The sequence below is a fragment of the Chryseobacterium sp. GP-SGM7 genome (genome assembly GCF_049166575.1).
In the GTDB taxonomy this organism is placed as follows: Bacteria; Bacteroidota; Bacteroidia; order Flavobacteriales; family Weeksellaceae; genus Chryseobacterium.
In genome coordinates this window covers 826,493-845,331 of record NZ_JBMHFF010000001.1, presented here as the reverse complement: position 1 = coordinate 845,331, position 18,839 = coordinate 826,493, and the positions used below count along the sequence as shown (strand labels likewise).

14 protein-coding genes are annotated in these 18,839 nt (G+C 33.6%); 2 read left to right on the top strand and 12 right to left on the bottom strand.

The features are described 5' to 3' along the window. Nucleotides 1–289 precede the first annotated feature (289 nt). The 7 genes from ACOOWA_RS03790 to tpx all read right to left on the bottom strand — a co-directional run bounded on the left by ACOOWA_RS03790 (nt 290) and on the right by tpx (nt 10,709). Nucleotides 290–1,501 carry a DUF763 domain-containing protein gene (locus ACOOWA_RS03790; protein WP_421373311.1) on the bottom strand — a complete coding sequence of 404 codons (1,212 nt, stop codon included), beginning with the start codon at nt 1,499–1,501 and terminating at the stop codon, nt 290–292. A 241-nt stretch (nt 1,502–1,742) separates the two neighbouring features. After that, nucleotides 1,743–2,624, bottom strand: a complete 882-nt coding sequence (locus ACOOWA_RS03785; RefSeq protein WP_421373310.1) for a YitT family protein — start codon at nt 2,622–2,624, stop codon at nt 1,743–1,745. 7 nt (nt 2,625–2,631) lie between these two features. After that, nucleotides 2,632–3,216, bottom strand: a complete 585-nt coding sequence (locus ACOOWA_RS03780; RefSeq protein ID WP_421373309.1) for an HD domain-containing protein — start codon at nt 3,214–3,216, stop codon at nt 2,632–2,634. A 197-nt stretch (nt 3,217–3,413) separates the two neighbouring features. Further along, the gene (locus tag ACOOWA_RS03775; RefSeq protein WP_421373307.1) at nt 3,414–5,462 is read right to left on the bottom strand and encodes an adenylate/guanylate cyclase domain-containing protein; all 2,049 of its coding nucleotides are present in this window, start codon (nt 5,460–5,462) and stop codon (nt 3,414–3,416) included. 5 nt (nt 5,463–5,467) lie between these two features. Beyond that, nucleotides 5,468–7,423, bottom strand: a complete 1,956-nt coding sequence (locus ACOOWA_RS03770; protein WP_421373306.1) for an adenylate/guanylate cyclase domain-containing protein — start codon at nt 7,421–7,423, stop codon at nt 5,468–5,470. Nucleotides 7,424–7,784: 361 nt separating this feature from the next. Then, nucleotides 7,785–10,124, bottom strand: a complete 2,340-nt coding sequence (locus ACOOWA_RS03765; protein WP_421373305.1) for an adenylate/guanylate cyclase domain-containing protein — start codon at nt 10,122–10,124, stop codon at nt 7,785–7,787. An 87-nt stretch (nt 10,125–10,211) separates the two neighbouring features. Next, nucleotides 10,212–10,709: a thiol peroxidase gene (gene tpx, locus ACOOWA_RS03760; protein WP_421373304.1), complete on the bottom strand. Its 498-nt coding sequence runs from the start codon at nt 10,707–10,709 to the stop codon at nt 10,212–10,214. Nucleotides 10,710–10,882: 173 nt separating this feature from the next. Here tpx and ACOOWA_RS03755 point away from each other — a divergent pair, with 173 nt between their 5' ends. Then, the gene (locus ACOOWA_RS03755) at nt 10,883–13,102 is read left to right on the top strand and encodes an NADP-dependent isocitrate dehydrogenase (RefSeq protein ID WP_421373303.1); all 2,220 of its coding nucleotides are present in this window, start codon (nt 10,883–10,885) and stop codon (nt 13,100–13,102) included. 292 nt (nt 13,103–13,394) lie between these two features. Here the strand turns inward: ACOOWA_RS03755 and ACOOWA_RS03750 are convergent, their stop codons facing one another. The 4 genes from ACOOWA_RS03750 to ACOOWA_RS03735 form a co-directional block, all read right to left on the bottom strand. Beyond that, nucleotides 13,395–14,585 carry an MFS transporter gene (locus tag ACOOWA_RS03750; protein WP_421373302.1) on the bottom strand — a complete coding sequence of 397 codons (1,191 nt, stop codon included), beginning with the start codon at nt 14,583–14,585 and terminating at the stop codon, nt 13,395–13,397. Between the two features lie 67 nt (nt 14,586–14,652). Continuing rightward, nucleotides 14,653–15,654 (bottom strand): aldo/keto reductase, encoded by a 1,002-nt coding sequence (locus tag ACOOWA_RS03745; protein ID WP_421373301.1) that lies wholly within the window; start codon nt 15,652–15,654, stop codon nt 14,653–14,655. An 87-nt stretch (nt 15,655–15,741) separates the two neighbouring features. Continuing rightward, on the bottom strand, nt 15,742–16,647 hold the full coding sequence (locus ACOOWA_RS03740) for a helix-turn-helix domain-containing protein (RefSeq protein WP_421373300.1): 906 nt from the start codon (nt 16,645–16,647) through the stop codon (nt 15,742–15,744). Between the two features lie 120 nt (nt 16,648–16,767). Beyond that, nucleotides 16,768–17,190, bottom strand: coding sequence for a hypothetical protein (locus tag ACOOWA_RS03735; RefSeq protein ID WP_421373299.1), 423 nt, complete (start codon nt 17,188–17,190; stop codon nt 16,768–16,770). A 264-nt stretch (nt 17,191–17,454) separates the two neighbouring features. On the opposite strand from ACOOWA_RS03735, the gene ACOOWA_RS03730 reads away from it, so the two are divergent. Continuing rightward, nucleotides 17,455–17,742 carry a GNAT family N-acetyltransferase gene (locus tag ACOOWA_RS03730; RefSeq protein ID WP_421373297.1) on the top strand — a complete coding sequence of 96 codons (288 nt, stop codon included), beginning with the start codon at nt 17,455–17,457 and terminating at the stop codon, nt 17,740–17,742. Nucleotide 17,743: 1 nt separating this feature from the next. Here ACOOWA_RS03730 and ACOOWA_RS03725 read toward each other — a convergent pair whose 3' ends face one another. Beyond that, on the bottom strand, nt 17,744–18,835 hold the full coding sequence (locus tag ACOOWA_RS03725; protein WP_421373296.1) for an MBL fold metallo-hydrolase: 1,092 nt from the start codon (nt 18,833–18,835) through the stop codon (nt 17,744–17,746). Nucleotides 18,836–18,839: the final 4 nt, after the last annotated feature.

The window sequence follows — 18,839 nt, the reverse complement described above, 5'->3', positions numbered from 1 at the left end:
TTATTGGAATTGGAGATGATATATTTTTTTTCTTTTGTCATTTCGCAAAAATCTAAATCAATTTTATGTTTTTCAGATTTTTTCAGAATGGTAAACTTGACGAAAATTATTTTTATCTCTAAATAATTTATGTGAAATCCTTTGTATGTAATATTTTAATTATCGCAAAGGCAGACGAAGAATTTTAAATTACTAAACGTCTTTATGATATATAATGGCGTAAACTTATCAATGAAATACAGATTATACCCTTTGAAGCAACGAGTAAAAAGAAACATTTAATTAAAACTTAAAATAATGATAGCTGAATAGGTTTTGGAGGAGCTGGTTTTTCGGCATCTCCGAAGACAGTTTTCCCGCCAAAACGCCATGAATTTTGTCTTTCCTCTTCAATGACATCGTTGATATCGAAATCGGGAGTGAAATTTTTCTCCGCTTCTGAGATTATCGTATGAAGTTTGTTGATGGATTGTAATTTATCCGAATTTCCAAGTTTGGATTTTTCGATACCTTTCTGTAAAATTGAAATTGTTTCGTCATATACATTGATCGGAACAGGAAACGGGTGACCATCTTTTCCGCCATTGGCAAACGAAAACCTTGCCGGATCTCTGAATCTTGAAGGCGCACCGTGAATAACTTCACTTACCAAAGCAAGACTTTGTAAAGTACGCGGTCCGACTCCTTTTAACAAAAGTAATTCTTCAAAATTTTCAGGCTGGTTTTCTCTCGTCATGTATAAGAGCGTTCCGAGTTTTTTTAAATCAACATCTGAAGCACGCACATCGTGATGATTGGGCAAAATTAAATTCGCAAAGTCCTGCATTATTTTTTCTGAATCGGTATGTGAAATTTCAAGAATGCCATTACGGTTTTCCTGAGCTTCACTGGCTGTTAAATTCAGAATATTTCCACGGTTGATCCCCTGAATTCCTTTGTGAGGTTCATCCACAAAAGATTTCATGTTTTCGGAATGCCAATGATAACGTCTTGCCGTTCCATCAGCGTCGTTCATTCCCTGTTGAACAACAGACCAGCTTCCTTCATCAGATACAATAAAATTATGCAGATACAATTGATAACCGTCCTGAATCGCCGTGTTATCTACTTTCGCAGATAATTTACTTGCACGAACCAGCTCACTACCGTTCAAACCTGTTTTGTCGGCAATGACTAACAATTCATTTGGAGTTTCTTTGGAAAGTTTTCCTTTTCCACCACAAATATAAATTCCAAGTTCTTTAGAATTCGGATTAATTGAACGTTTTAAAGCTCCCATAACAGAAGTAGTGATTCCTGAAGAATGCCAATCCATTCCCATTACTGCACCAAAACTCTGAAACCAAAAAGGATCTGCCAATCTGCGAAGAACTTCATTCTTTCCATAATCAGAAAGCATTACTTCAACAATAGATAGCCCGAGAATCGACATCCGTTCATACAGCCAAGGTGGTACTTTGCCGTAGTGAAGGGGTAATGTTGCGGTTCCGGAGCGTTTCATTGTTGGTTGTTGGTTGTTGGTTGTTGGTTGTACAAAATTAAAGCCTTATGAGGATATTTCATAAGGCTTTGAGCATATTTTTATTTTTTAAAGCAAAAGATTTTATTTCTTTTAAAGCTGTTCAAAAATTTACAAAACAATAATTACCGTATGTTTTTACATTTTGTAAGCTTTTGAATTACTATTTTTTTTCAATTATTTCTTTTGGTTCTTTTGGGGTAAAAAATTCTTATAATATAATTTAATGCTTCACAATTTCTTTTACAATTCCGCCCTGAGGTTCTCTTACGGTTTGCGTAAAAATAAAAGCTTTGGGATCAATCGAACGAACGATATTCTGTAATTTTCTTACCTCAAGTCTTGTTACGATGGTAAAAATAATATCTGCATCCTGGCTCTGTTCAAAAGATTCTTTCATAAAACCTCTTTCTCCTCTGTAAACGGTAATCCCTTTATTCATCGTTAAAACCAAAGCTTTTTTAATTTCTTCACTGTTTCCGGAAACGATGGTTACGCCTGTATAAGCTTCAATTCCTTCAATCACATATTTGGTAATCTGACTTGCTACAAGATACGTCATAATTGCATACAAAGCGGTTTCAAATTTAAGAAAAACGGTAGCGATGATGAAGATAATAACATTCATTCCCAAAATAATTTCAGTAATACTGAAACTGCTTTTTTTGAATGTTAATAAGGCTAAAACTTCCATACCGTCGAAGGTTCCACCACCTCGCATGGATAAACCTATGCCTATTCCCATGAAAAATCCTCCAAACACAGCGACAAGAAGTTTGTCGTGGGTTACTTCCGGAAAAGGAACAAAAGAAATGGTTACAATAATAAATAGAATCGTCAAAAAACTTCTGATTGCAAAATGTTTCCCGATCTGAAAATAAGCTAAAATGATGAAAGGAATATTTAAGACCAATAAAACAATACCCAAATTCCAGTGATAAACTTCGTGAATTAAAAGTGAAATTCCGGTAACGCCTCCGTCCAAAAAATGGTTGGGAACGAGAAACGATTTTAAAGCAAAACTGGCAGAGATCACCCCTAAAATAAGATAAATAATATCCGAAAGAGTAAATAGCGTACCATGTTTAGTTGTTGCTGAGCTCATACAATGATTAGTCGTTTTTTAGTTTTGTTTTAATGATATCCAGATTAGCCTGCTTTTTTTCTTTTCTGGTATTGATAGCAGTTTTTGTGAAATAATGATGACTTTCGAGAAATTTCTCCTGCAGTAAATTCCAGTCGCGCTCTGAATTTACAATTCCAAACATAGAAAGTTCTTCGAATAATTTATCACCAATCACAAAGAAATCATTTCTTCCTAAATAATCCAAATCGGCATCTGCTAAAATCTGTTCTAAATGATTGTGCGGTGTCTGCGGAATTTTTGTCGCCATAATCATTCCCTTTATTTTCTTGGTCTGCGATTCGGAATAACCATAATCTGAAAGATATTCTTCAGCAATTTCACACGATTTTTCTTCATGATTTTTTGAACCGAATAAAAATCCTGTGTCGTGAAATAAAGCTGCCGTTTTCAGCAACACTAAATCTTCTTCTTTAACGTTTTCAGCTTCTGCAATTTTTTCTACAGAATCAATAACGTCTTTTACATGCATCACGCTGTGATAGGAAAGATGCTCAGGAAGATTTTCCCTGAGTCTGCTGATGATGATTTTTTTTAATTTTTCGTATTCCATATTTTTAAATAGAGAATGTTTTTTTACCACAAAAGGTACAAAAGACAAATAAAGATTATTAAAGTGTTAATAAAAACTTATTAAAGTTCAAATAAGGCTAAGAAATTTCTTCATGCTTTTTTGAACTTTAAACAGTATTTTTCGATACTCTAATATTTAGAAAAAAACTTTTGTGCCTTTTGTGGTTAAATTATAGGTTAATCTTTTTTAATTTCCAGTGCAAAATACATATCCATATCGCCTTTTCCTTTGGTGTGAATTTTTCCTCTGTATTCGCAATTGATTTTATCTTTTATCAACTGATAGGTTGATTCAGAAATATTTATTTTGCCTTTTTCGCTGTTCTGCTCCATTCTTGCAGCAGTATTTACAGTATCACCCCAAATATCGTAAGCAAATTTTTTAACGCCTACAATTCCTGCAATCAGAGAACCTGAATTAATCCCGATTCTGATATCTAAAGTATTAGGATTTACCTTTTTCCTTTCTTCAATAAAATCAATAATATCTAAAGCTACCAAAGCTGTCTGATATGCATGATTTTCATTTTTATTCGGTAAACCACACACTGCCAAATAGGCGTCACCAATTGTTTTTATCTTTTCTAAACCATGCTTTTCCATGATTAAGTCGAAAGCAGTGAAACATTCGTTGAGTTCTACCAACATTTTTTCGGCTCCCAATTTTTCGGAACTTTGGGTAAAATTAACAAAATCGGTAAATAAAACAGTGACTTCATCGTAATATTTTGCTTCAGAACTACCGTTTTCCTTCAGTTCTTCTGCAACTTCGTGCGGAAGAATATTCAGTAATAAATTTTCTGTTTTCTGTTTTTCTTTCTGCAGTTCAGAAGTTCTTTCATCCACCTGTTTTTCAAGCAAATCATTTTGATCCTGAAGAATCTGCTGTTTTTCCTGCTCCTGTTTTAAATTAACATCAGAAAGACGGTTGACTTCATCCAGCTGTTTTACCAAACTTAAATTGGTTGATGCGAATTGCCAAGCCAAATAAGCAGAGATCGAAATCGGAAAGCTTATGAAAATAAACGCCAAAACATATCCCATGAAATCATCTCCGAAAGCTTTATTAATGTCAATCGTATTTGTTTTATTTAAAAACATGAAAACGATAGACATTACAATAAAAAGAAAGAATACCAAAACTCCTCCTCCTACAATGAAAGCAGATTTTTCTCTTCTGATCATTGCTCTTACAATTAAATAAAAAGATTCAAAAGCAACAAAAGAAAGGTAAAAAAAAGCAAAACTAGCAGCTGAAGCCGCACTGAAATAATAGAGAATAAAAATAGAAGCTGAAATAATCAACATTACCTTTAGTCTTTTTTTTGTTTTTCCAAATAAAGTATTGACAAATCCTGTAAGCGAAGTACCGAATGCCATTACCGAAAGAAATGCAAAAAATGTATAAGAGTCGACATCTAAAGGATTTCTTATTTCTGACAAGAGCAAGACCATATAACTCATCAAAGAAATCGAAAAATTGTACGTAGAAAAATACAGATTATAAATTGCTTTTCTGTAAAAAATAAATAACAAGAGATGAATAAATCCTAATGCACCAAATATTCCGCAAATCAACATAGTGTAAAAGTTGAAATACTGCACTTCTTCAGTTTTATCTCTGATAAATTCGTTAGCAGAAGCAAGTTCTACACCGATGGCAAAAGGGACTAAAGTAATAGTCTTTTTTTTGTCCGCAGCAATCGGTAAAAATCTTATCGCTAAAACATTTACCTTGGTATTATTTAAAGTAAACAATTCCGGGATTCTATTTTTAATCCTGAATTCTCTTGATTTTTCGTCGCCGATTTTGCCAATGCTTTCAATCTTTTTACCGTTTAAATAAATTTCGGAAGCACCAAGTTGCTGAATTCTAAAACATAAAGATTTATTAACCGACGCAGAATCTATCTTAAAATAGTACCGAACCCAATAAATCTGATTTTTTTTTGAATCTTTTTTATACTTATAATTCGTTGGATTCCACGAATAAACTTTTCTAGAATTAAAATTGACATGTTTCCATGAAGAATCATCAAATTGTGGTGAAGCAAAAGCAGGGTTATCACCAGCAAAAAATTTACTTTCTTCATCAATAGATGCACCTTTTTTTATTTCCTGCTCGGTAAAAATTTTAGGTTTTTCGAAAGAATTTTGGGCAAAATATAAATTCTGCAATCCGATTAACAAGAAAAATATAAGTACGAAGAGTATATTTTTTTTCAAAATTTCTAAATTTTAGATTTGTTTACAAAATACATTTCCATAGCGCCCTTTCCTTTGGTTTCAATCTTTCCGCGATATTCAAAACTAAAGTCATCTTTTATCAAATTATAGGTCGCTTCGGAAATATTTAATTTTCCTAAAGCACTGTTCTGCTCCATTCTTGCAGCGGTATTTACCGTGTCTCCCCAAATATCGTAAGCAAATTTTTTCACTCCGACGATTCCCGCAATCACAGGCCCGGAATGAATTCCGATGCGAATATCCAAAGCATTTGGGCTGTTTCTTTTCCTTTGCTGAATATAGGAAAGAATTTCCAAACCAGCATTTACTGCGTTTTTAGCATGCTCATCATTAGAAATCGGCAATCCGCTTACTGCTAAATATGCATCACCGATGGTTTTAATTTTTTCTAAATTATATTTCTCCATGATTCTGTCGAATTCTGTGAAACAGATATTCAGCTCATTTAAAACTTCCTGAACACCTATTTTTTCTGAATTGGCTGTAAAATTGACAAAATCGGTAAATAAAACCGAAACCTGATCGTAATGTTTTGCATTTGATTTTCCCTTTTGTTTTAACTCTTCAGCAATTTCATGAGGGAGAATATTAAGCAAAAGGTCGTCAGACTTTTTCTTTTCGGCATTAATTTCTTTTGTGCGTTCAAAAACCTGACATTCCAGAAATTCGTTTTGAGTCTCCAGAATTTCTTGTTTTTCGGAAGATAAAGTTTCTACCTGCTCGATTTTCTGGTGAAGATTTTTATTATCATTTGCAGAACGCCACGCCAAAAAAGCAGAAAGCGTAAACGGAAGGCTGAAAATAAACATAATGTAGAGGATAAAAATAAACATTTCACCAAAACTGCTTCCGGGATTTACCGCCAAAACTCCATCTGAATAAATCAGATAAATTAATGTGCAGAAAAGAACAACAAAGAAGAATAGCAATCCCGCACCCAAAATTCTGGAGCCCGGAATTTTCTTAATGATTGCCCGAATAATCAGATATAGCGCTTCAAGGGAAACAGCTAAAATGATAACAACCATCAACTGCTGACCAATTTCCAGATCTACCCCGAAAAATATCATCAATAAAAGCATTAAAACTGCCAAGCCAGCCAGGATTTTAAATCTTATCCCAATTTTTCCAAAAAGATTATTGAGCATAACACTTAAAAATACTGCGGCAAACAAGCCTGACAGAGAACTAATATATCCTAATCTCACACTCGTTTCGACATCTGATGTTTCAAATGAAAAATACCATGTGAATAAAAAAAGAGACATCCACAAATTAAACATAGAAAAGTAAAGATTTGAGAGATCTTTTCTATAAAATAAAAATGTAAGAAGATGAATAAGGAATAAGGTAAAAAAAATAAATGCAATTCCTTCCAGCAAAAAGCTTCGGGTAAGGGATTGTCCCAATAGTTGTGAAACATATTGATTGGGGTCTGAAAGTGTAATTTCAAAACCTTTAATACGCTGTTCAGCGAAAGGTTCAGTATTTTCGTATCTGATGGCAAGTGAATGTCTACCGGCATTTCCGCTACTGATGATTACGGGAATTATAGGATTAACATATTTCTTTTCACCCACTTTATCCTTCGCAAAAGTCCCTAAACGTTTAACGAATTTTCCATCCCAATACACGTCCATCGCTGCACCGCTTCTGAATTCCAATCCGATCGGCTGATTTTCTGCTGATGCATCAGTACATATTTCAGTTCTTAGCCAAACAATATCTTTTGGATTTTTACTTTGAAGTTTTGAGTTTTTGAAGTTTTTGGTAATTGATTTTTCCCATTCAGAATCATCAAAATTCTTATCTGCCCATTGTTTTTGATCACCAATCCTGAATTTCCAGGGTTTGTTGAGTTCAATTTCCTGATTATTTTGGAAAAAACTGTTTTTCAAGAAAATACTGCACGTATCATTTGCCGTCTTTTTTGCCTGCATGCATATTGACAGCAGAATTAAAATAAATAAACAAATGTTTTTTTGATATTTCATGAAAATTAGTCGGTTTGATCGGAATTTTATGCAAGATATTAAAAAAAGAACATCATTTTAACGCATTTTTTAAAAGAATTCTTTATTAAATGAAATTTTTATCTTAATGTCCGTTTTCAATCATAACTCTAAAATCAGCCGTCATTTTATCATTGCGTAGGAATCTAAACATCCTGAAATAAAGCAATTTAGATTCTTCCGGAATGACAAACAAACTTTTAAAACTAAATTATTACCAATAATGGACATTCATAGATTTTTATTACAAAAATAATATTCCGGCAATTATTTTCTTATAAATTTAAAGTTAACTTTGCGAATCGACAAAATACATTTGCATTGCGCCTTTACCTTTGGTTTCAATCTTTCCGCGATATTCAAAACTAAAGTCATCTTTTATCAAATTATAGGTCGCTTCGGAAATATTTAATTTTCCTAAAGCACTGTTCTGCTCCATTCTTGCAGCGGTATTTACCGTGTCTCCCCAAATATCGTAAGCAAATTTTTTCACTCCGACGATTCCCGCAATCACAGGCCCGGAATGAATTCCGATTCTGATATCTAAAGCATTCGGATTGTTTAATTTACGTTGCTGAATGTATGAAAGAATTTCCAGACTTGCATTAACTGCATTTTTTGCGTGTTGCTCATTTGAAACCGGCAATCCGCTTACTGCTAAATATGCATCACCAATGGTTTTAATCTTTTCTAAATTATATTTCTCCATGATTCTGTCGAACTCTGTGAAACAGATATTCAGTTCATTCAAAACTTCCTGAACTCCTATTCTCTCAGAATTTGCAGTAAAATTGACAAAATCGGTAAATAAAACCGAAACCTGATCGTAATGTTTTGCATTTGATTTTCCCTTTTGTTTTAACTCTTCAGCAATTTCATGAGGAAGAATATTAAGCAGTAAATCATCAGATTTCTTTTTTTCTTCGGCAATTTTTTTATTGTCTTTTCTTTTCTGGTTGTAAGAAAATCCTGCAAAACCTAATAAAAGAATAGATAAGCCAGCTCCCACTGCCCAAATGTTTTTCTGGTTTTGTGAACTTTCCAATTCTGCTTTTGCAATGGTATCTTTTTTCTCCTGGTTTATTTTGGCAATCTTTTTTTCCTGATCGTATTTTAATGCAACTGCTTTTTGCTTTTCATCGAATTTAATCTGAATTTCTTTTCGTTTTAAATCTTCCTCAAGAGCTAATCTTTTTCTTTCTTCTTCTGTTTTTGCAGCTGCCTGTTTTTTTTCGTATTCAAAACGGAGTGCCTTTAATTCGATTTCCTTTTGTAAGCTGATTCTCTTAGCTTCTTCCTCAAATTTCACCCTTACTCTTTCGTTGGCAACTTCAGTTTCAGATTGTGTTTCAGATAAATTTCTCATCTTTTCCAACCCATAAGCTTCGTCGTTTTTGTCCTTTGATTTTTTCAGATAATAAAGAGATTTTTCATAATCTCCCAATTGTTCATAAGCTTCCTGAAGAATATCATAATTCTGAATAAAAACCTCAGACGGAACTACTGTTTTTAGATTTAAAAAATAATCAAGCTTTTCAGACTGCTCTTTTGTAAGCTTTTGCAGTTCGGCTTTTTTTATTTCATTATTTTTAAAATCAGCTTCCTGATTTAGTAAAGTCTTCAGATCAACCAGACCTTTTTGATGACTGTAATAAGAATGCATATAATCTTTATCATCACTCAGCCTTAAAGACTTATCTATTAAAATTTTAGCATTTGCATAATCTTTTTGTTTATAACTAAGATCAGACAAAAAATAATAAATCATTTTAAGATTATCATTCAGCTTATGTTTTTCGTAATATTCTTTAGATTCTTCCAGAAAAATACGTGCCTTATCATATTGCTTCGTTTCACTATAAATATCACCTAAAAACATTTTGGCATTTGCCATTTTCAATTCATCTTTATTTTTAGCGGCAAATTTTAAGGACTCTTCAAAATAAAAGGATGCTTTTTTTAAATCTTTATTAGATAGATAAAATACACCTGCTAAATTGTAAGCTTCATGTAAGAATTCCGGAAAATTGGTTTTGGTAAATTCAATGTATGTATTTAAAGATTTATAGCCTTCTACCGGATTTTCCTGAACAAAATTGTTTTGAAACAACCTTTGGTATGCAACCAAAACCAGCTTTTTATCTTTAATTTTCTTTTGGCTGTAAAGATCTAAAATCTGATTACAATAATTATTTGCGACAAGATTTTTTTTATTTACCGAATTAATTGTTGCCAAAAGAAAATAAGTTAAAGCCCTTTTTTCGTAATTCTGAGTTTTATTCAAGTACTTTTCAGCCTCATTAAGATATTTCTCACCATTAGAAATATCCATTTTCTGCAACAACAGATTTCCGATAAATAGATTTGATCTGCCAATTTGCTCAGTATCATTCAGCTTTTGGTTGATCGGCAAACCCAATTTAGCATAAACCAATGCACTGTCAACATTTTTAGCATCAATATATCTGTTCCCGATTTCATCTATAATCTTTATTTTATCTGTAGTAGTTTTTGTTAGAGCCAATTTATTTTTAAGCTCCTTAATTTCTTTAGAATCCTGTGCTTTTAGGTGTAAGTTTCCAAAAAACAGATAACAGATTATTGTAAAAGAGGTAAATTTATTCTTCAATGTTTGGTTATTGCGTTGATGCACAAAAATAAAAAAATCATTCCGTTAAACAACAGAATGATTCAAATTGATGAGAAATACTTTTATTTATTTCAAAGAAGCAATGGCAGCTTCGTAATTAGGCTCTTGTCCGATTTCCGGAACCTGCTCTGTGTAAATTACTTTAGCTTTTTCATCCAACACAACAACAGCTCTGCTCAAAAGTCCTTTTAAAGGAGAATCTGAAAGCGTAACGCCATAATCTTCACCGAAATTCCCTCTGAAATCTGATAAAGTTTCTACATTATTTAAACCTTCAGCTGCACAAAATCTTGACAAAGCAAATGGCAAATCTCTTGAAACATTAATCACAACTGTATTATCAAGTGTTGAAGCTTCTTCGTTGAATTTTCTTGCAGAAGCAGCACAGATTCCCGTATCAATACTTGGGAAAATATTTAATACTACTCTTTTGCCTGTATAATCAGCAAGATTTTTTTCAGATAAATCTGAGGATACCATTGTAAATTCCTGAGCATCATTTCCAACTGCCGGAAGTGTTCCAACTGTATGTATAGGGTTTCCTTTGAATGTAATTGTAGACATAATTTATTTTTTAAAAAAGTTTATCAAATTTATTCAATTTTCAGCCGATTTTGTTAGAAATAAAGGTTAAATAATTCTTAAAACGCAAAATCTCATTGATTATTAAAGTGTAAAAAATTAAAAATTAACTAAATTTGTGAAACTTAAAATTAAATCAATAAACTAACACTATAATGTCAGACAAATCAAAAATCTATTACACCCTTACGGATGAGGCTCCAATGTTGGCAACACATTCGTTTTTACCTATTGTAAAAGCATTTACAAAGTCAGCAAACATTGAAATCGCAGTTCCGGATATTTCTTTAGCAGGAAGAATCTTAGCTAACTTCCCTGAGTTTTTGACTGATAATCAAAAAATAGGTGATGCTTTGGCTGAGTTAGGAGAATTAGCTACTCAACCTGATGCAAATATTATCAAATTGCCCAATATTTCTGCTTCTGCACCTCAATTGGATGCTGCAATTGCTGAATTGCAGGGAAAAGGTTTCGCCGTTCCAAATTATCCTGCAGAACCGAAAAATGACGAGGAAAAAGCAATCAAAACTAAATATGCTAAAGTTTTAGGAAGTGCCGTAAACCCTGTGCTAAGAGAAGGAAATTCTGACAGACGTGCTCCGAAAGCCGTTAAAAATTACGCAAAAGCAAACCCTCACAGAATGGGTAACTGGGCTTCAGACAGCAAAACTGACGTTGCTCACATGAGCAGTGGAGATTTCTACGGAACAGAAACTTCTACTACTCTTGAGAATGCTACAAAATATAAGATCGTTTTCAAAGGAAATGATGGCGCTGAAACTCAACTGAAAGATTTTGCAGGTCTTCAGGCGGGAGAAGTAATCGATTCTTCTGTAATGAATTTAAATTCTTTGAAATCTTTCGTACAGGATGCGATTGAAGAAGCTAAAAACAGAAATGTACTTCTTTCTGCTCACCTGAAAGCAACGATGATGAAGATTTCAGATCCAATCGTATTTGGAGCTATTGTTGAGACTTTTTTCAAAGATGTTTTCACTAAATACTCTGAGACATTCAAATCTTTAGATGTTAATCCGAACAACGGTTTGGCCGATCTTTTTGATAAGATCAAAGGAAATGCTCAGGAAGCTGAAATCAAAGCTGATATCGAAACTGCTTTGGCAAACGGACCAAGAGTGGCAATGGTAAATTCCGACAAAGGAATTACGAATTTCCACGTTCCTTCAGATATCATCGTTGATGCTTCTATGGCTGCTCTGGTAAGAGGCGGAGGAAAGATGTGGAACAAAGACGGAAACGAAGAAGATACTATTTGTATCATTCCGGATCGTTCTTATGCAGGTTTCTATCAGTCTGTAATTGATGATATGAAAGCGCATGGAAAATTAGATCCAACAACAATGGGTTCTGTTCCGAATGTTGGTTTGATGGCGCAGAAAGCTGAAGAATACGGATCTCACGACAAAACTTTCCAGGCTTCTGCCGAAGGAACTATTGAAGTTCAGGACGAAAACGGAAACGTTCTTCTTTCTCAGAAAGTTGAAAAAGGTGATATTTTCAGAATGTGTCAGACGAAAGATGCTCCAATCCAGGACTGGGTAAAATTGGCTGTAAACAGAGCGAGATTATCTGATACTCCTGCCATTTTCTGGTTGGATAAAGGAAGAGCGCACGACACGGAAATGATCAAAAAAGTTGAAAAATATTTAGCTGATCACGATACAAACGGACTTGACATCAAAATTCTTGACGTAAAAGATGCAATGACTGAAACATTGCATAGAGCAAGAGAAGGAAAAGATACAATTTCTGTTTCAGGAAACGTATTGAGAGATTATTTAACCGATCTTTTCCCAATTCTTGAACTTGGAACTTCTGCTAAAATGCTTTCTATCGTTCCATTGATGAATGGTGGTGGTTTATTTGAAACCGGAGCCGGAGGTTCTGCTCCGAAACACGTTGAACAGTTTTTGGAAGAAGGCTATTTAAGATGGGATTCTTTAGGAGAATTCTTAGCTTTACAGGCTTCTTTAGAGCATTTGGCACAGACTCAGAACAATACAAAATCCCAGGTTTTAGCAGATGCTTTAGATGAAGCTAATGCTAAATTCTTGGCGACAGATAAATCTCCTGCAAGAAAAGTCGGACAAATCGATAACAGAGGTTCTCATTTTTATTTGGCAATGTATTGGGCGGAAGCTTTGGCAAATCAAACTGCTGATGCTGAATTGGCTGAACAGTTTGCTCCGGTTGCGGAAGCAATGCAGGAAAATGAAGAAGTAATTAATGCTGAATTGATCAATGCCCAAGGAAAACCTCAGAATATTGACGGTTATTACAAAACTGACACTTACAAAACGTACGAAGCAATGCGTCCAAGTACTGTTTTAAATGAAATTATTGACGGAATTTAATTTTTCGGATTTAATTATAAAATTGAAAGCTCCTTTTTTAAGGGGCTTTTTTGTTTGTCTAAAAACGAATATCACAAATGTTTTTCACGAATAACACAATAAAATATGCGATCTATTTGCCATTCTGACGAAGGAAGAATCTCTATGTAGTATTAGCGAAATATTTTTAAGTTTTGGCTAAAGGCAATCGTTATATATTACAAAATTAAAGCGGGCTAAAGCCCGCTCCTATTGATATTGATTAGTATAAAATATGAAATTTACCAAAAACTAATTCCTAATTTCTAAATAATCAAACATGCGCTTTTCTAATTTTAATCATACTCAAAATAAACAATCCTAAAACTCCCAGTACAAAATATCCTTCGGCAACTTCCATTTGAATTTGAGGTTTAATAAGTGAGACAATTCCGTAGCTGATTGCTGATGTGATGATAAAAGCAACTCCGCCCGTTAAACCTCCTGCAATGCCCGCAGAATCCGGAAATCTTCCGATACAGTAGGAGAAATAATTATTAAAAATAAATCCGGCCGTTATGTGGATCACAAAAGCAAACGCCACCAGACTGTAAATATTATTTGAAAAATAAGATACAATAAACATCAAAATGATTAAAAATATCTGGATAAAGTTGGCGTAACGAATTTTAGGCAAAAACGCTTTATTGATTAATGCTTTTCCTAAAAAGCCACCCGTCATCCATGCAAAACCGAGGATTAATGAAACATAGCCGGCAACCACTTCAGAGTAACCCATTTTGTGTTCTATGATAAAAGAACCACAAAGATTGAAGAACATAATCATTGAATAACTCAATCCGCACATAATCATTCCGTAGAAAAAATCTTTAGCTCTGAACATTAAATCATATTCTTTCAACAAAAAATCAACACGAAAAGGATTTCTACTCTTTAAAGTTTCACCAGAAAAAATAAATTCCAAAACCAAAAGAACCAGACTATATCCTGCCAAAACATAAAAATTCGACTGCCATCCGAAAACTTTTTGCAGATAACCACCGATAAAAGGTGCAATAATTGGCCCTACTGACCAGACAATTGTCATAATACTCAAATAATGCTTTCTTTCATCCCCTTCATAAACATCTACAAAAAATGCCCTCTTGGAAACTACTGCAAAACCTGACAAAATTCCCTGTAAGATGCGCATTGCATAAATTACAAATATGTTTTGAGTGGTTGCAGTAATCAAAAAAGAAACTACAAACAAAGCCAAAGAAGCCAATGATATTTTATACCTTCCGAAAGAATCCACAATGCTTCCTGCAAAAAACTGAGTTAAACCATAACTGATTAAAAATATGGATAATGTAAGCTGAATATTGCTTTCCGGCTGATGCAATTCGGTCGCCATACTCGGCATTGAAGGAAGATAAATATCTGTCGCCAAACCCGACATCGGAATTACGGCAAATGCTAAAATCGTAGCAATAAATTTATTTTTTTCTTTAAGTGTAATCATTGTTGATGCTAAAAAAATTCATGGAAACCAAGATTCCTGAACCAAATTCAGAAATCTAAAATTTGTTTTAATTGTTTACCAATCTCATAGAACCTTCGCTGTATCTTTCGCCAGTATTTGGATATTTTTTTAAAATAGAATCGATAATTTCCAGGTCAGATCGAGAAAGTTCAATATTGGTAGCTTCTATATTTTCCTCTAAATATTTAATACGTTTTGTACCCGGAATAGGAATAATATCTTCACCTTGATTTAGCACCCATGCCAAAGCGAGCTGCGTTCCTTTCACACCTTTTGATGCGGCAAAATCATTGATTTCTTTTGCCAAATTCCTGTTATTTTCCAGATACTCTTCCTGATAACGGGGAAGTGATTTTCTAAAATCTTCATTGCCAAAATTCTGAACATCATTAATATTCGAAAAAAGCCCTCTCGCTAATGGAGAATACGGAACCAGAGTAATTCCCAATTCTCTGACCGTAGGTAAAATTTCCTTTTCAATATCTTTCGTTAATAAAGAATATTCCGACTGTAATGCGGTAATCGGATGTATTTTATGTGCTTTTCTTATTGATTCTGCTGAAGCTTCTGACAAACCTAAATATTTCACTTTTCCTGCTTTTACCAAATCTGCCATGGCTCCGACTGTTTCCTCGACAGGAATATTGGGATCTACTCTGTGTGCATAATACAAATCGATTTCATCAATTTTTAATCTCTGAAGACTTAAATCAACAGCTTTTTTGATCCATTCCGGCGAGCCGTCGAAATAAGTTCCGGGAGCACCACTGTGACTCGCTTTTCCGTCTTTAAACCTGAATCCGAATTTTGTCGCAATAAAAATTTTGTCACGATTCGGAACAAGAACTTTAGAGATCAGCTTTTCATTTTCTCCATTGGCATACATATCTGCAGTATCTAAAAAATTGATACCAAGATCCAAAGCCTTGCGTAAAGTGTTGATGCTTTCCTTTTCGTCCGCAGGTCCGTACGCAAAACTCATTCCCATACATCCTAAACCGATTACTGATATCTGCTCTCCTGTATTTCCTAATTTTCTAAATTTCATGATAATTGTGATTTAAAATTTATAGTGCAAAGTTATACTTGAAACCCGCCGTCTGTAATATAGAATTCAAACGAAGAATTATAAAATTCAAACAACAGAAGTTCTTACTGCATTGGGAGTCACTCCTGTTTGTTTTTTGAAATAATTGGTAAAATAGGCTGGTTCTTCAAAACCTAAACCGTAGGCTATCTCAGCAATATTCCAGTCTGTGTGTCTCAACAATTCATAAGCTTCATGAATGATTCTTGAGGTAATCTGCTGACTTGTTGTTTTTCCTGTAATCTCTTTCACAGAACGGTTTAAAGAATTAACATGGATAGACAGATTTTCAGCGTAATCTACCGGGCTTTTTAATCTTAAAAAACTTTCAGGACTGTCAATCGGGAATTGTCTTTCTAATAATTCCATAAATAATGACGCTACTCTTTGCGAAGCATTCTGATAATGTTCAAAATTCTCTACAGGACGCATTTTCATCGTTTCATGGATCAAAAGATGAAGATAAGCCCGCAACATATCATATTTATGTAAATAATCCGACTGGATTTCGGTCATCATTTTAATAAAAATATCTGCAACAGTATTCTGCTGTTCTTCGTCAATAAAGAAAATCGGAGTTCCGCCAACTCTGAAAAGCGGTGATTCCTGTAACATTCCCAAACGGTTTCCATCAAATAAGAAATGGTCGGTAAAAAGGCAGAAAAACCCTTTCTGATCTTCATTATCAGCTTCCCACGAATATGGAACAGCAGGATTTGAAAACAATAAAGCAGGCTTATCCACACGAACCCATTTATCTGCATAATGCAGCCTGCCTTTTCCTATAATTAATGAAATTTTATAATAATCTCTCCTGCTGTAAGGCGTAATTGATGAACAATTCTCTCGTGAAAATACATTAAAATGCCCTACTCCGGGAGTTTTAATGCACTGTAAATCTCTGTTAAGCGCATTACGCTCATAAAAACCTTTTACTGTTTCTCTTGATTCCATAATTCAAAATTATAAAATTCAAACAGATATAAAACTGTAAAATAATAAGAATTGATAAAATAAAAAATGACCAATCTTTCGATCAGCCATTTAAAAATTGAATTTTTGTTGATAATTGATTCAATGGTGTCGGTTTCCGTGCTTTGCTTTATGCACTTTTACTTTTTTATCCATGTGTTTGTATCTCTTATCGTTGTTTTTGTTTCGGTTATATACTGCTACAGGATTTTGTCCTTTATAATATTTACTTTTGAATTTTGCATACTTTTCACGACCCATTATTCTTTCCAATTCACCATAACGGTCAGTAGACCATCGATCGGGATTGTTTGCATATACTCTGTTCCAGCCATCATAATCGGTGTATTTGTCGTTCAGCGAATTTAATTGATTGGCTTGTGTTGCAGAAAGTAACAAATCTGAAACCACGGTTTGCCAGTTTACATCGGTCACACTTCTTCTGTAATCATCATAATAAGCTGACTGCGCATATCCTAAACTAAAAGTTCCAATGAATAATGCTGTTATTAATATTTTTTTCATTTTAATCAATTTTAAATATTGTATTTCAAGAATTTCAATACAGATGCCAAATTATATATCAATGGTGATAAAATTTGTTAAAAAGTAAATGAAGATTATTTCAAAGAAATTATATGATACGCTTGAACAAGAAACTGAAAGAAATTATCATCGTTATCTCAATTTTAAATCAATATAAATTGCTGAAGATTAAAATGAATAATCTGTTCATATTATAAAAATTTGTATTTTTAAGGAAGAGTTTCACCAAAAGACATCAGTATTATGGAAAATATAAAGTTTGAAATCACCCCTTATCAGGATGAATTACAATTATTAATTGATGATAAAAAAGTTGGTTATATGTCGATTTCTGTTGACGGAAGACTGCTCAATGTTTATTATACAAAAATTGATGAAGATCTTGAAGGTCACGGTTACGCCAAATTACTATTAGATAAGTTAGTTAATTATGCTGAAGAGAAAGATTTAATGATTGATCCCGAATGTGATTTTGTAAGACAACAATTAGAAAATCATCCTAAAAGATATAAGGGAATTTGGCATGACTAAATTATTCCCACCAATTTTGAAACTGTTGATCTGTTTTACTTAAATATAGTTTTTCACCGATTTTAGGAGTGAGAATATGAAGATTTTTCTCCTTTCCTAAAGCCGTAACTTTTTGCAGAGGCTCATTCCAAGGATGTAAAGCCAGAGCAAACTTCCCGGAATGTACCGGAATAATATTATTTGCCTGAATATCTACACTCGCCTGAACCACATCTTCCGGCAAAGCGTGAATGTATTTCCAGGCTGCGTTGTACTGCCCGTTTTCCATTATGGCGTAATCAAAAGGTCCGTATTTTTCGCCGATGGTTTTAAAATGGGTGTCGTAACCGCTGTCTCCACCTAAAAACAGTTTTTTTGTAGGAGTTTCTAAAACATAAGACGTCCATAACGTATTATTTCTATTGAATTTTCGTCCTGAAAAATGTCTTGCAGGTGTGTAAGTAATTTTAAAATTATTTTTCAGCTTAACCGTTGTTTCCCAATCTTCCTCAATCAGCTTTTCCGGAGAATATCCCCATTTTTCGAAATGCGCACCAACTCCTAAAGGCATAATAACTTTTCCAACCTTTTCACGGATTGATTTTACGGTCGGAAAATCCAAATGATCGTAATGGTCATGCGTAATAACCAGATAATCAATATTCGGAATATCTTGAGGCTTAAATAAATCTGAACCATCAAAAGCTTTATTAAAAAACTTAAAAGGCGCGCCAAAAGTGCTTAAAACAGGATCAATCAGAAAAGAAATTCCATCAATTTTTATGAAATAAGAAGAATGTCCCATCCAGATAAAGACATCTTCATTTTCAAGAAGATTTTTCAGGTTGGTTTGAACATTCGGGATGCTCTGTAAAGGCTTCAGCAAAGGATCTTTTTTACCAAATAAAAAATTAACCATTACTTTTGGCATCGAAAAACCTTCCGCAATTTGCGGCGTAAAACTTTGATTTTGAAATTGTTTATCTTTATAATTCTTAGATTTCAAAATTCTTTCCAGACGTTCTCCTTTCGGTTCTGCTCCAAAAACTTCCTGTGAAAGCACTGAATATGCCACAATTGCAATAACCGCAACCAATATGATAAAATAAATCATTGTA